Annotated in this window: 13 protein-coding genes; 11 read left to right on the top strand and 2 right to left on the bottom strand. The window is 45.1% G+C overall.

The window, feature by feature from the left end; all coding sequences use genetic code 11:
* Positions 1 to 89 precede the first annotated feature (89 nt).
* The 11 genes from HI950_RS04650 (at position 90) to HI950_RS04605 (ending at position 7,730) form a co-directional block, all read left to right on the top strand.
* A complete protein-coding gene (locus HI950_RS04650) occupies positions 90 to 593 on the top strand; it encodes a DinB family protein (protein WP_169081368.1) in 504 nt (167 codons plus the stop codon).
* Between the two features lie 415 nt (positions 594 to 1,008).
* A complete protein-coding gene (locus HI950_RS35585; protein ID WP_223285095.1) occupies positions 1,009 to 1,350 on the top strand; it encodes a reverse transcriptase family protein in 342 nt (113 codons plus the stop codon).
* Complete coding sequence (locus tag HI950_RS36620; protein ID WP_317618290.1) at positions 1,274 to 1,852, top strand: group II intron maturase-specific domain-containing protein; 579 nt, start codon at positions 1,274 to 1,276, stop codon at positions 1,850 to 1,852. The genes HI950_RS35585 and HI950_RS36620 overlap by 77 nt, the downstream gene beginning before the upstream one ends.
* 375 nt (positions 1,853 to 2,227) lie before the next feature.
* A complete protein-coding gene (locus HI950_RS04640; RefSeq protein ID WP_169081369.1) occupies positions 2,228 to 3,184 on the top strand; it encodes a hypothetical protein in 957 nt (318 codons plus the stop codon).
* 253 nt (positions 3,185 to 3,437) lie between these two features.
* The gene (locus tag HI950_RS04635) at positions 3,438 to 3,599 is read left to right on the top strand and encodes a GNAT family protein (protein ID WP_317618302.1); all 162 of its coding nucleotides are present in this window, start codon (positions 3,438 to 3,440) and stop codon (positions 3,597 to 3,599) included.
* A 263-nt stretch (positions 3,600 to 3,862) separates the two neighbouring features.
* A complete protein-coding gene (locus tag HI950_RS04630; protein WP_169081371.1) occupies positions 3,863 to 4,342 on the top strand; it encodes a hypothetical protein in 480 nt (159 codons plus the stop codon).
* 253 nt (positions 4,343 to 4,595) lie between these two features.
* Positions 4,596 to 5,147 carry a hypothetical protein gene (locus HI950_RS04625; RefSeq protein ID WP_169081372.1) on the top strand — a complete coding sequence of 184 codons (552 nt, stop codon included), beginning with the start codon at positions 4,596 to 4,598 and terminating at the stop codon, positions 5,145 to 5,147.
* A gap of 248 nt (positions 5,148 to 5,395) precedes the next feature.
* Positions 5,396 to 5,824 carry an SRPBCC family protein gene (locus HI950_RS04620; protein WP_169081373.1) on the top strand — a complete coding sequence of 143 codons (429 nt, stop codon included), beginning with the start codon at positions 5,396 to 5,398 and terminating at the stop codon, positions 5,822 to 5,824.
* Between the two features lie 399 nt (positions 5,825 to 6,223).
* On the top strand, positions 6,224 to 6,685 hold the full coding sequence (locus HI950_RS04615) for a hypothetical protein (protein ID WP_169081374.1): 462 nt from the start codon (positions 6,224 to 6,226) through the stop codon (positions 6,683 to 6,685).
* Between the two features lie 37 nt (positions 6,686 to 6,722).
* Positions 6,723 to 6,932, top strand: coding sequence for a hypothetical protein (locus HI950_RS04610; RefSeq protein ID WP_169081375.1), 210 nt, complete (start codon positions 6,723 to 6,725; stop codon positions 6,930 to 6,932).
* Between the two features lie 135 nt (positions 6,933 to 7,067).
* Entirely contained in the window at positions 7,068 to 7,730 is a 663-nt protein-coding gene (locus tag HI950_RS04605) for a Type 1 glutamine amidotransferase-like domain-containing protein (protein WP_169081376.1), read from the top strand.
* A gap of 650 nt (positions 7,731 to 8,380) precedes the next feature.
* Here HI950_RS04605 and HI950_RS35575 read toward each other — a convergent pair.
* Together HI950_RS35575 and HI950_RS04595 are read right to left on the bottom strand one after the other, a co-directional pair.
* Positions 8,381 to 13,987 (bottom strand): golvesin C-terminal-like domain-containing protein, encoded by a 5,607-nt coding sequence (locus tag HI950_RS35575; protein ID WP_223285093.1) that lies wholly within the window; start codon positions 13,985 to 13,987, stop codon positions 8,381 to 8,383.
* 276 nt (positions 13,988 to 14,263) lie between these two features.
* Positions 14,264 to 15,472, bottom strand: coding sequence for an SGNH/GDSL hydrolase family protein (locus tag HI950_RS04595; RefSeq protein WP_169081377.1), 1,209 nt, complete (start codon positions 15,470 to 15,472; stop codon positions 14,264 to 14,266).
* Positions 15,473 to 15,477: the final 5 nt, after the last annotated feature.

Raw genomic sequence — 15,477 nt, 5'->3', positions numbered from 1 at the left:
ACCGTATCAATGAATAGCAGTTACCTGGACTTTACAGGCGAACATGCGTTTGTTATTATAGTGGTAAAATATGGTGAGGGTGAAGGCTGTTGGACAGTTTAAGTGTAGTGATTGACTTTCTACTAATTAAATACAAAGCGGACCAGAAATGGACTCGTAAAGTGATTGAACAGTTATCGGAAGAAGATATTATATGGTCACCGACACCGGAGAGTAACAGTATCGCTAATTTGATTGCGCACATCTCGGGCGCTGCTCATCAATGGTTTGAAAGCGCATACTTCGGTGCTCCATATGTCGAAGACAGGAGTAAAGAATTCGAACGCGGTTTGCAAATGTCAAAAGAGCAAGCATTGGAAATTTCAAAGAAATCATATTACTGTATCATTCAGGTTCTTGAAATGATGAAAGCAAACCCAACACGGTTGTTGGAACAACCTTATCTAAATTACCCAACGTTCAACTCCGCTGCCTTAAATAATCACTCCACCATTCTAGAAATGCTTCTACATCAATTCAGGCATTTACCTAGTCACACAGGGCAAATCATTTACATAGCAAAAATGAGAAAGGGGACGTTAGTGTGGGATTAAAACTTAATTCAACATACATTACAATTCCCGTTAGTAGCTTAATAACTCAGTGGATTGGTATAAAGAACATTTCGGTTTTAAAGTAATAACAGAAGACCCGAATTACATAGAATTACAAAATGAATCAGGCATAAAAATCCTATTCCAACAAAATGAGCATAACCTATATTTATCCAAATGGCGCGGCTCAATCGTCGTATGGGTTTATGGTGGATGATGCAGAAGTGCATATCGGTACTGCATGGAAGTAACCAGCAGACCTATAAGCCCCAAAGGTGAAATGGCGAGCTGCGGGAAGGGAGTCGGAGGGGGCCATACTACCAATGATCCGGCGTACAACATAACCCCGGGGAGGGAAGGGCGCCGAAAGGCAATACCCCACTTCGTTCACGGGATATCAAGGAGGTAAGAGTAAGTGAATGCCGAAAACACGGCTAACGCCACCAATGAAAACGCTCGACAACTCCAAAATACCCTCTATCTTGCGGCTAAGGAAAACCCTAAGCGTAAGTTTCATGCACTATACGACAAAGTATTCCGGAAAGATATCCTGCAAGAGGCATGGGCAAGAGTGAAAACTAATCGCGACAGTGCCGGCATTGATGGACAAACAATAGAGTTCATCGTTCGAGAGATTGGCGAAGAATCCTTCATCGAAGAGATCAGGCAACAACTAAGGAATGGGGATTACCGACCGTCTCCGGTCAAGCGGAAAGAGATTCCGAAGCCGGACGGAAAAACTGGAATTGACCATTAACACTTCCAAATCAAAGCTAGTGGGTCTGTGGAAGAACCAAGACGGATTTGACTTCCTTGGCTTTCACCATCGGAAGATGCCTTATCTCCATAAAAACGGGACAAAGTATCGACTGCGAAGCTTTCCATCGAAGAAAGCAATGAAGAAGATGCGCACTCGTGTGAAGGAAGAAACGGCAACCAAAGGCCGATTAAACTGGCCATTAAAGCTAATGGTCGAGCTGCTGAATCCTATGATCCAAGGATGGCGTAATTTCTACGACCATCTGGATGTAGATCGAAGTATGGCAAACCGATTCCTTTCAAAAGTGGACTGGTATATCCTGAGGAGATTAAGACTGTTCAGGAATAAGAAACATAGGAAGCGCAAGCAGAATTGGTCTGAGATGCATTTTCTACTTCAACGTACAGGACTGAAAACATTATGCACATGGAAAAACCGTACTGCCCTGGATGAAGAACGTCGGAAAGCCGTATACAGAAAAACTGCATGTACGGTTTGATGAGGAGGGGCTGGAATCTCCAGCCCTTTACTCTACTTAGTATAATCATAATTATCGGTAACATTAACCAAATAGCGGAACGCAGTTTAATGTATAATAAAACTTTATCTAATACCTGCACACGTGAAATACGCATGGATAAATTGTTAAAAACCGGACTAAAGTCTAGAGTCTTCTCCATCCAATATCAGATGTCTCTTCTGAGCGCATAAGATATTATGAAACTAGAGAACAAAATGATGCACTTCAGGATGCAGAAAAAGATGAGTAGAAGTAATTAAGGCTTCGTTATTGATTAGCAACTCGATCCGCATACATGTATTTTCATGCTGGTTTTACAATTGACGAAGTTACAAGAAAGCAGGTGATGACGACATGAAAGTAATGACAGAGCCGCCGGCCTCACGATTAGGGAAGATGCGTAGAATCTGCGGATATGGCGCCGCCATAGCGGTGACGCCATATCTGCTTATAAAAATTGTCTGGACTTTTGGTCTCTTTCTTCCGACCGAGCAAATGGGCGACTCCAGTTGGCGAGCGATCAACGCAGCAACCGCGGTGATCGCTGCGGTGGGTATCCTGCTGGCGATGGCGTTCTGCAGGCCGTGGGGTGAACGGCTGCCAGCGTGGCTGGTTGCTCTTCCCGTATGGATGGGCACCGGTCTGCTCGTACCCATGCTGTTGTTGGCACCAGTGCTCGGACCGGCCGCCATGACCCGGGATAAGGAGGCTGGCGCCGCCCACTTCTGGGCATACGAGCAAATCTTCGTCATGATCTCGCTTGCCGGGGTCGGCATTTGCCTGCCACTTGCCTTGGCAGGTTACGCCAAGGCGCGGTGGCCCGAGGCGATGGGCGGACCGATCGACTACGCGGAGCTGCCGGGACACACCCGACAGCTGCAAGTTTCCTCGGCTAGGCTCGTCGCTGCCGGCTGTATCCTGCTCGGCGTCATCAAGGTGTTCTGGGCGGCGGGTGGCACCCTCGGCATCGACCAGGCCATGCTGAATCACCGTGATGTATGGTGGCACCTCCTGACTTTGAGTACTGGCGTGTGGGCCATCGCGGGGGCGTGGGGCCTGATGGTGATGACCTCCCGCCGTGGGACTCGGAGATTCCTACCCCCTATGGCGGCGGTATGGATCTCGTCGGGAATGCTGTTCTCTTATAACCTCTTTTCCGCCATTCGCCCCGATTCACAGTACTCCCCGGAGTACCCGCTGGCACGAATTTTGACCACAGAGGCCGGCATCGTCTTGGGTGTGATGATGGGGATGATCATCCTGCTAGTGCTGCATGACCGCCGGCGCGCTCTGCGCGACATTTCGATTTGAGGCGTATACGCTAACTAGAATGAGGGAGCTGCCGCGGTAGCTCCTTTTACATCTTCACAAAATAAGCGATTTTGTACAGATGTAGCTGATAGGTGTTAATCTCCTTCGGGCAGTTATCAAAGGAATTTGGAATGTGGAGGAAGAATATTCTAATGAAATAAATTTGAAAGAGAAAGTGAGTGTTTCTATGTAACCTACCTATGAGACTAAAAGGCTAGTCCTCAGACAATTTGAATTGACAGACGCTAAATATGTGCAGGAGCTAGCTGGAGATATAGAAGTAGCGAAAACTACGTTGAATATCCCGCATCCATATCCAGATGGGGCAGCCGAAGCGTGGATTGAACGTACTCGTGATGCTGCTGAAAAAGGTGAACTCTATGCTTTTGCGATGATAAGAAAAGGGAAACGATAGTTCAATAAAGACACCGAGGCAGCCGATCACAATGATCGGCTGCCTTTTCCACACTATTCCAGCTAATAGCTTGTCAATATTTAATTATTAATGGCAGATTCCAGGAGTGGTCAGGATAATTGAATAAATCCATAACGATTCTTAAGCACCAAATCTTAATACGACGTTTCTAAAATAAAGTTAAAAACCGCTTTTCAGCCACTATGAACCTGGCTGAAACAAAAGTAAACTTCATTGCGTCTGTTTGCTCGAAGGTGTTTATTTTGAATAAGTTGGTAATTATCCTTCTTTTATCTTTGCTTGGCTGTCAGTCTTCAGAACCAGAATCTATAGTTTCAAAGACAAGACTTTCCTCATCTACTACGGCAAGTGCTGAAAACGATAATTTTTCCGTTCATGTTTCTGTTCCGGAGCTAGTTGAGACAAATGAGGCTTTTACGATTGAGGTTGAACTGAAAAATGAGGCTGAACGGACAATCGAGATTATGAGCGGGGAGCCGGTGTTTTACTTTGTCATACGTGACAGTACTGGGAAGGCGATTAACACGATTGCAAGAACGGATGTTGGGGTTATGCGTCCAATGTTAGAGAATGAGGTTATATCAGAGAAGCATCCATATCAGTTTAAAAAAACGGGCCTATATGATGTTTCAGCAGTTGCGGAATTTACGCTTCAGGACGGAGACGACAGCAAGGTCTATAAATTGGAAACGGTTCGGAAGCAGATCGAGATTGTTGAATAATTAGATCACCTACTTGTCTCTTACAGTCGATCGCTTTGCTGGCAGCACAGCACTGTCCGGATATTGGTCAGTGATCTGGATGCAGCTATCTCCGAATAAAGACAAAAGAGCATGAAAATAAAGGTTTAGCCTAAGTAGAGGCGTTGAACTAACGGGCAGGTTAATGCAACAAACTCAATGTAAACACAATCAACTTTATCGCTCTATAGTATGGTAATATATGTGCATCTCATTAAGTTCGGAGTGATCTCTGATGTTTGAAATTAAATATGAAATCTTTGATGATGATATCCTTGAGCTTCGAGCGATTGATCTCCAGACTTTTAACAAGGAATATAATCAAATTTTCGGTTGTTTTACCATTATCGTAAATGGAATTGAATATCTATCTTATCCTTCACCTGAAATGAGATTAGAGACGAAACGCATTTATTCTGAGCTAATATTGACTCACTTTGATTTTCTTATCGATGTGTATTACCAACTTCAAAAAAACAACTACGCCGCATTAAAGTATATTGAAAACCATTGTACTTGGCTTGAGTTCATTCAAGAAGGAAATGAACTTGTCGTTAGTCAGTTAAATCTTGAAATTCATGAGGGACCGTTAATTCGAACTGATAGAGAACTATTTATTAATGCAATAAAAGAAGAAATTATCAACGAGACAATACAATGGGGAGATTTTGAAAAAGAACTTATTTCAAAAACCAAGGAATTTATAAAAACATTACAAGAGCTAAATAAAAATATTCTTACTTCAAATTGTTTTACCAAGATTAGATTATTTGCTCTAGAGCGTTAAACTAACGGGACACGATAGTTCAATAAAAACACGGAAGCAGCCGACCACAATGATCGGCTGCTTCATTACGCTAACGGGCAACATAGGTAAACAACCTTCCATATGCGTAATTTTAAAAATGAGCAATCGATAAGAAATCACATCAACCATACCATAGTATAATCTAAGGAGATTTTGAAATTTCTGAATATATTCGCAGACAAATAATTACATAAAATAAATCCTTATAAAGAAGGGGAATGAGAAATATGGCAAATATCGAGCACTTACAGAATGTGAATGTTCCAGCTTCAAGGGTATATGAAGCATTAACCACTGCAAAAGGACTTTCAGAAATATGGACAAATGAACTAATAGTCAATGATCAGATCGGTTGTATAAATGAGTTCAGATTCGGCGGAAAAGGCTTAACAAAGATGCGAGTTGATGAGCTTGTTACGGATAAAAAGATTTTGTGGCACTGTGTTGATTCAGATCCTGAATGGATAGGTACGACTATTTCTTTTGATATGGAGGAAAAAAACGGGAAGACTTCAATCGTTTTTCGTCAGATGAATTGGGAGGAAGTGACCGTATTTTATCGCGTATGTAATTATAACTGGGCTATTTTTTTGTACAGTCTTAAACAGTATTGCGAAGAAGGCGAGGGTCTTCCGTATCATAAACGGAAGTTTTAGAACCATTGAAAACGGATGGATGGACTAAAGTACATGACCCCGACAAGAAGTTGACACCTAAATCTTGATAACCAATCGTTCAACTAACGGGACACGTTAGCTAAATAATACATAATTGTAGCCAGCCAACACGATCGGGGACCTATCCAAATGGAGTTTCATACTAAACAATAGAAGAGTTGATTTTATGTTCACTGTTACTGTAGAGATGACTCAGAAAAAACCAACTATGCACAATTGCGCGGAGAGCGGAGACGAGAACTATATCGTCGCTTCTTCTAGCGTCTTGTCACACCTTCCAAGTAGCGGTAGTTACCAAATAAGCCTAAGGGCAGGTTAGCGGAGTAAATCGTGGCACAATATTGTTGTGGTAATTGCTTAAAGTGAGGTGTCTAAACAATGGGACTGGTGAATAAAATGGCAGTCGTAACGATGAAGAGTGAGTACTGTAAAGTTGAACATCACACTATCGTCATTGATGGTACTCCACTGGATTTATTGCTTCACAATTATTATCCTTCAAATAACCTTCTGGGCATGATCCCAACAATTATTGATTGGGTCTACGACTTGAAAGAGAAAGAATGTATTAAAGGAAGGTTCAATTCAGCAAGCAAAGAGGTTGTTTTGCCATTACTAATGTGCCCAGATGATTGTGATTTGTCGTGTACAGTAATTGTTGCAAATGTAATTAAAGCAGAGGGGTACATTATCTGGAAGCAAGTTGGTATTGATATGAGTACCAGGGAAGATATGCTTCTGGGATGCGAAGGGATTGGTTCGAAAGTTCATTGGCTTGATAAGATCCCTCAGATGACGTTTGAGGAAGAGCAATATAGCTCTCATCTCAGAAAAATTTAAGATTAAGCTAAAATTTGAAGTACTAGTAAGTCGGTTTATGAACAAGGAGTTTGGAATTGAAGAACTACAGAGCAGGCTATATACCGCTTTGATACCGGACAAGTTTTATAAAGAATTTTCAAATGAAATAAGTGAGTTAATTAATGAATTAGAACTTATTTTATATACTCAGTTAGAGTCTGACCATTTTCATTTAGCAAGCAAATTACTGGAAGCCTTTATTGATTTTTTAAAGAAATACGATTGAACTAACGGGACACGTTAATTAAACCATGACATGACGGCAAGCGTCATACGATCGGCTACCGTTGTTCGTAGAAGTTACGGGCAGGATAGTTCAATCATATTTTCGAACACTTTAGGCACGCAAAGGAGTGAAGTTATGAAATTTCTGCTTACATCTGCAGGCATCAATAACAAAAGCATACATAATGCGCTAATTGATATGCTGGGCAAGCCGATCGCCGACTCCAACGCCCTGTGCATCCCCACCGCGATGTACGGACACCCCTGGGTCGGCCCAGGCGTCAAAACTTGGAAATTCATCAGCGGGAATGAGGAGAATCCCATGGTCGACCTGGGCTGGAAGTCCGTCGGCGTGCTGGAGCTCACAGCGCTGCCAAGTATCGACAAAGACCGATGGGTGCCGCTAGTCCGGGAGACGGACGTCCTGCTGGTGGCGGGTGGTGACGCCCTCTATCTGTGCCACTGGATGCGGAAGTCCGGACTGGCAGACCTGTTGCCATCTCTGCAGGCAGTTTATGTGGGAATGAGCGCCGGGAGTATGGTGATGGCACCTAACATCGGGGAATTCTTCCTTGGCTGGACTCCGCCGAGCGGTGGCGATGAAACGCTGGGACTGGTTGATTTTGCAATGTTTCCACATCTGGACCACGAGATGCTGCCTGAAAACACCATGGCTGCTGCAGAGAGTTGGGCCGCTGGGATGCAAGGTCCTGCGTATGCGATGGATGATCAGACCGCGATCAAAGTGATCGACGGAGCAGTCGAAGTTGTCTCCGAAGGGCATTGGAAACTGTTTTGACCCTGTTTGTACGGTAAACTAATGGGAGAAGTTAGTCCCTTCGCAAGTTTAACGAGGGACTTTCAATATCAGGAGAATGAAAGGCAGCCGGCCTCACGATCGGCTGCCGTTGTTCGTTAAAGTAACGGGCAGTTTAGCGCAGAAAACAAAGAGCTTCGTGAATATGTCGATCAGTATGTATTGAGATTGACATTGCAAGTATTTTTTTTCTTGTTTTGCTTATTCTCGCAGGGAATGGGATCAAGTTCTTGTCATCCGACATATAATAAGAAGTCTTGATGCACAAGGCTTTGAGTCTTCATACAGACATATGTACAAAATACGAGTTTTGTGAAGAAGTGTACAAAGTGGAAAATCAATTTACGCTTACGCAAGTCTTTTCGTTGTCTTTGGACAAAAAAACTCCTTACATTAAAATGACACAAATTTATAAACATACTCTTCTATAAGTGTTGAAGTAATTATTTTACATAGCTTTGAGACTTTCATTAGAACAGCCGCGCAACTCTGCAAGCTCCTCAATCATGCATGTCTATGAGTATCTTTGACAGGAATCGGATTAGACCTAAATGCATTTTGCATAGTTCATTACTAAATTCCAAGAAATAAAAAAGCCGAATGGATCGTTCTCATCCACTCAGCTCTTAGGATTATTTTACAATAATTTCTATAATATCACTTACCGTTGTTCCACTTCGATTCATAAACTCGCCGCGATATTGATAAATGCCTGGAGCTTTGCCTGAAATTTGTGTAATGGCCGATTGGGCACTTGGTGTTTGTGGAGATAAAGACTGCGTTTCAATAAGTTCGCCATTTTCATATAATCGATATTGTGCTGCGTTCGTGCCCCACCACATATTGGCAGTAATGGTATAGTTCCCACCTTGATCCCAGTTGTTGCTGGACAACACAGGTTTGCCAGGATTCGCATCAGCCACGGTGACGGTGTGTGGATCACATGAAGTCGTTCCATACAAATTCGATAACTCACATGTATACACATAGGTTCCGTTTGGCTTACCTTGAATAGGAATAATGGAAGTCTGGGCTGCCGGCGATGCATCGGGCAGTGACTTCGTTTGGATCAATTGGCCATTCTCGAACAACTTATACTGTGAGCCATTGTTTCCCCACCACATGTTCATCGTAACCTCATAATTGCCATCATGTAAGCCTGTCGCAACACCACTATTATTCGAAAGTGTCGGTTTACCTGGCACCCCGTCCGCATGCATAGCCGGACTGACGGAATGCCGTTCGAACTTGACTGCATCAGCCCTCGTATAGATCATATCGGCAGGAAGGGTTGGCGGATCTACAGTTGTCGGAGTTTCCCTGGTTAATCGAACATACTCGCTGCCGTCTCCTGTAAAGTCGAACGTTCCAAGATTAACCCAACCCGACGAGCCAACTGTCGCATCGATATACGTGACCTCGGTAACCGACTTGTGCTTCACGTCTACTTTGACATGACTATCGTTAGCCGTTGTATGGACGAGCTTGTAGATGGAGACCGTATATCTCCCCTCTGGAAACATCGCCTTCCACGTCGCCGATGATCCTTGAACTGTAGAGTAACGGGACTTAACACCAATTTTGTATCCGGCTAAATTGCTTTGGCTCCAAGACCCTTCCTTAGCGTATAATCCGTTCGTATTCGTGCTGTCGACAATAATTGTCAGGTCCCTGATCGATATTGTCAAAGGCGGTGTTGTTAAGGTCACTCCGTCAATCGTTACAGTGGCCCACACCTCGATGTGTTCCGTTTCCCCATCGAGGCTTTGCAGGGTCAACAAACCGTTACTGTCCACTTCAGCCAGATCGGTTCTATCAACGAAATACTGCAAGTTTGCATGTGCCAAATCACCGATCAGGCCGTTATCCAAATAGCCGGTTACGTTCAGTTGAGCAGCTTGAGTCATCTGCAGTTCGTCCCGATCCGACATGATGGCCACTGACTCCAATTGCGGCGTCTTATTAGGGTCCACCCACATCATTGCATCGGCAACTACCCGTGACTTGTTGGCCTTATTGGTTAATTCCACATACCCACTATCGCCTGCTGCAAAAGGATAAGCTCCCAGGAACACCCACGTCCCATTGGCCGTTGTCTCATCAACGGTAACCGTCTCGGAGCCCCCGCTATAATAAACGGTAAAAGAGGCATTCGTTGCCCAATTTTCACTTGTGGCGGTTATTTGCGGAAGCTTGTAATACACGCTATAAGTGACACTTTCCGGCAGTTCCGGCCGCCAGAGAATCTTGCTTGTCGCTGTGCCGGAAGACGATTTCGCATATACATAATTATCGTAGTAATAGTCATTGGCCGTTGTATCTCGTATCCAGACGCCTTCTGTATCCGCCTCCGTATTATCCACAATGATGGATGATCCATCCTGCCAATCCGGTTGGACCGGAGTTACCGTCACCTGATCAGGCAGATATAGCGTCCGCTTGCGTGTCTGTTTTCCTTCCGATTCCACATAATAAGTGAAGGTTTGGGATAAATCATTTACCCGTATCGACCATTCCATCGGATATATCGTATCTGGAACGGTTGTGTACGTGGCCCCGCCATCCAAGGAGTAATGGATCGTCGCCGGTTTTGTCGTTTTTGCCTGCACGTAAGCATCATAGGACGTTTCGTCGGGCTTGACGATTAGCATGCCTTTAACAGCATCAATTGGACTGTGGATATCGAAGAAATAGCTTGCATCCGATGTATCGGCAGTTCTGACCTGGTGCAGCGGCACATCAATATCTAGCCCCTCCACAATGATAGCGGTTATTCCCTTGCTTGAAACCGTGGCGTTAATGATTCCACCTCTCATAACCCCTTGTTCTGGTGTGCCATTGTCGCGGATGATGGTTACGGTATAATCTTGTGCCGAGTTGAACCCAATGATTTGCGCATTCAATTCGATCGGAGTTTGTACTTCAGCTGTCGATTCGTTGCTTAATCCAATGTAGAATTTATTCCCGCTCTTTCCCGTTATCCAGTTCAATTGTGGATGATTGGTCTGGATAATCCCCTTGGGCATCCAGAGCCAAACGTCGGAATTGCCGTAAAAATAACCTGGTTTATTCCCATAGAGATGATATTTGAACCATAAAAAATTAGTTTCGAATACGGAAGGGAATGAAATACTCCCATTCGATTTCAGCGATTGTTCGCTAATCAGATAATCCATCGTTTGCCCGAGCTGCGCCGGCATATGGTGATAATAGATGGAAGTAGCCCCGCTTGGACCTTCCAGTGGAAAATTCGGCTCCAATTGACTAATAGCGAAGCCCTTATAGTAATAACCTGGATAGCTGGAATATCGTCCGATGACCGCATTATGAGCGATATCGTGCAGCAGTTTATCGCCTGTATAGAGCGACAATCTCAGCATGAAGGGAGCCTCCTGCGCATTCATACGATAATAGCCAGTTGTACTTCCCGCCTCAAATGTCAACCCGTTGGGCGAAACTAGCCAACTTTCCGCTTGTACGCCCCCGGCTACGTCTTCAGGGAGCTTGCTCCTAGGATAATCGTATTTACCACTTTCCGGCCAATGGAACGACTCCGCGTAATTATACGTCTCCGGCTGCGGAATCGTAACCGTGCCTTCAGGAACCGGTCGAGCAACGAACATCGTGGCGTACTGTTTGGCTTCCTTGTACGCGGCATTCAAGTATTTGGGATCCTTCGTTTCCTCGTAAAGCTCCAAGATCTCCATCCACAGCTTGCTATAATAATAAATAAACTCATTTTTATTCACATTCACGGATGCAGGAGTATCGATATGTTGAATGATATAGCTGTCGGCTGCAGCCTTGGCAGCCTGTAAATACTGCGCTTCCCCTGTCATACGATACATCATAAGTGGCTGAATGACAGGCCCCCGATCTTTCTGGTCAGGATCACGCACAAGGTACTCTTCCTGCGCCAGCGCCTCAATTCCTGCCGAAGTCCCCATCATTTGATTGACAGCGGATACGCTTGAAAAATCGAACGGCAAGGTTGCCATTTTCCATAATGAAGGCACGCCGTATACTTTCTTCTGCGTCGGCGACCAACCGATACCATTTCGAGATACACCATACTGGATGGACGGCAGCGCTCTCGTATCGTAAAGCTGGTCATCCCCGGTCAAATAGTAAGCCCCCAGAAGAACCGCATTCGATGTTGTTCGAACGCTATCCTCGTTCTCGATATCAATAAAGCCCTTGGCACGGCTCCACCACCCGCTGGGCGATGGGACATAATTAACAGAGTCGTCCCCCTGCGGCTCTATCTTAAGCAGATCGATCATATTGAACATCGCGTCAGTAAGCGACTGATCGGCGACATTTTCCCGGTATGCCGAATAACCGTATTCACTGCGAAGAATATCCCCGTAGACCTCATATAGACTGCTGTTTTCAGCGATTAGCCCCATATGAAATTGATATGTGCTTTCCGCGGTCATTTGCGAATAAGTTCCTAGCTGAGGAGCATAAAGGATCGGCTGCACGCTGCCTTCGTTGTTGACAAGACTCATCCCAAGCCGTTGTTTCGTAACGCCTCCCGTCGGTTCAAATTCGATTGGAAGCTCTTCCGACGGTACAAATACGCCATACGAAAAAGCGTTCCCCGCGCCGTCATTCTTTTCAACCAGACTCATCGGAGCGCTCAGCTCCCTTAAGCTTGTTGATTCCACCGAACCTACCATTTTTGCATGCGACCTGAATCCATTTAACACTTCATTGACGCCAGAGATTTGTTCTGTTGTGAAAGACTGATAGCCGATCACATAATTGCCATCCCGGCGAGGTGTAAAGGCGAAGGAAACATCAGGTTTGTTCCCTGACATGGACCAGTTCACTTGTAAATCGTAATCGCTTCCATGTGAAGAATCGGTTAATATCGCAGTGTGGCTGTCGGGGAAATCGATCTCGTCGAATGTAATCCAGCGTTTGTTCATCGTATCGTAGTAATTGGTTCGACTCCCCGCATTCCCATCCAATAAAACCCATTGTTCTTCAAGTCTTTCCTCCACATTATTGACAGGCACCCAGTTCCCCGTATCCGTGTCCTTGTAGAACATATCACGAACGATGGATTTGCCTCCATCCCAAGCTGCTTCATAGAAGGTCGCCTTATAGCCAGCATTCTCGATGCTGCCTTTTTCCGTATAACTGAGATTCGCCAATGTACGGCTGCGCAGCGGAGGCAACGGCGGAGCTTGCTGCCGGATATTCCCTTCGAACTTGACCGCATCGGCTCGCGTAATGATCGTTCCGGTCGTAGGTTGCGTTCGAGTCAGCCTGACAAATTCGCTGTCATCACCACTGAAATAATATGACCCCAAATCAACCCATCCAACTGATGGGCCAGAAGAGGGCCTCAGATCCATGAACATGACATCCGTAATCCCGTTGTGAACAATTTCGATTTTCACATTACTATCTGCTTTATCCGCCCAATTTAGCTTGTTGAACGAAATTCTCGCCGTCCCTGCTTCCAATCGCGGATTCCATGTGATGCTTCTTCCTACAGCATCGGTATATTGGGAACTGGAATTATTATATCCCTTCACTCCCGTACTTGTGGTCCAATAAGGAGCGGAGTACCCGTTATTCGCGTTATTTACATCGGTGGTGACGACACCATCAATCGTGATGCTTCCATCATCAATGATGATCGTCTTGTGAGGCTCTTTTTGCTGAATATTCCCTTCGAACTTGACCGCATCAGCACGAGTAAGTATCGTGCTGGAGGTGCTCGTAGACCGAGTCAATTTAACGAATTCTTCACCAACCCCGGAAAAATAGTACTCCCCCAAATCAACCCATCCCGGAGGCGCACCGGATGAAGGTCTCAAATCCATAAACAGAACATCCGTTATCCCGTTATGAACGATTTCGATTTTTACATTGCTATCCGCTTTGTCCTCCCAGTTAAGCTTGTACAACGATATTTTTGCTGTTCCTGCTTCCAATCGTGGATTCCATGATACGGTTCTACCTGCTGTACTCGTATATTTGGAACTGGAATTATCATAACCTTTCACCGCAGTACTTGTGGTCCAATTCGGAGCCGAGTATCCGTTATTCGCGTTATCCGGATCAGGGGTCACAACACCATCGATCGTGATGCTACCGTCATCGATGATGACTGTCTTATACGGCAAGGTCTCCGCATTAGCGGTCCCTATTCCGAATAGGCTTAAAGGAACTATCATCGTCATGATGAAAACGATTAACAAAAACAGCTTCCTTTTTATCATACAACTCACATCCTCTCTATACTTTGACAGCGCTTACAAAATAATATTAACCTCCTTTATTCGAATGATCGTAAAGAAGCAATTATCTGTATCCGTCTGGTTAATCCCCTCTGTCTTTTTCATCATAGCATGTCACATAATCGTGAAATTTCTTTAATTTCATCAATTTCTTATAAGATTTTAAGTGAAAAAAAGAAACCTACATCGTATTAGATTGCTCAACTGCAGTCAGATAAGATGTAGGTCTTACAATGGAAACAAAACCGATTTTATTCATTATAATGGCGGCTGCACCAACAACAACTTCCCAAGCTGGATCACCGTTTGATCGTACCAATCCGGATGCTGCCGAACATGCTCCATACTTCGTTCATTGTTGCATGCCTCAAACACTGCCGCTTTGTCTGTCTTCTCGGTATCGACTTCGAAGCGAACCGTATGGTTCCCATTCGGGAACTCCGGCAAGAAAACATACTGATTCCGATTATGATCGTTATATGTTGTGAATCGATCGACTATGAAGGGTTCCCCTCCATCCACCGTCACCTTCAATCTGCCGGAATCAGGCCCCCCGATATCGAACAGCCCGATGTGAGTGCCTTTGAACTGCACCGAGATCGCCTCTCCAGGATCGACTGCTCGCCATAAACCAGGGAACAACCAATCATACTCGCGGACCAAAGCTAAATCATCGGGGGTCATATAGGACCATCCTGCCGAAAAATCGGCATGTCCTTCCAGCGGCAGCATAACGGCGTATTCCCATGGATTGTCCGGGACCAAAGGGTCCTGAGGCAAGTTATGCTCGACCCTTCCCACGCGACCTCGAAGTTCGCTAATTTGCTCAAACGACCGGGTGATTGTATCCGTGTAAATCTGATGTCCTTCGGGAATGGTCGGATGGATCGAATCATGCGTAAAAACAACTGCTCCGGGAATGGACACGTCTGACTTTGCGGTAAAAACGAGCTTTCCCTCCGATACCAAGTGACTGACCGCTACGCCTAGATGAATCGAAGGAATGCCGTAATAGTCTGCCACATCCTCCTGCATAAGAGCTCCCTTCTGGTATTCCCCGGACTGAAATCCGACCACATCCCGCTCCTTCAGCGTATAAACGAACAGGATATCGGTAAACCGGCTCTGCTTGCGGATTTGACGGACGATTCCTTCGATCCGCGCCTTGGAATTGGAATCTCCGCCATCGTTGCCGACAAATTCAACAAACACTAGATCAGGCTGATGACGCAGTACATCTGTCTCCAAACGGGCACAGCCCAAATCCGATCCTGTCCCAGAAATGCCTGCATTCACAGAGCGGATATCCGCCTTGGGATATCGCTCGCGAAGCCAATCCGCCGTCATGACCCTGTATCCTTCAGAACGGGTATTACTGCCGCCGAAATAGACGATTGTCACGGTTTCCCCATTTTCCAGCTTCTGAATGACATTAGGGAGCCCTCCTCGAGGGAATAATTCCTTCATCGACT

The organism is Paenibacillus sp. PL91 (assembly GCF_012935325.2).
In the GTDB taxonomy this organism is placed as follows: Bacteria; Bacillota; Bacilli; order Paenibacillales; family Paenibacillaceae; genus Pristimantibacillus.
The sequence above is the reverse complement of the archived record's forward strand: the minus strand, read 5'-3'. Positions and strand labels throughout refer to the sequence as shown.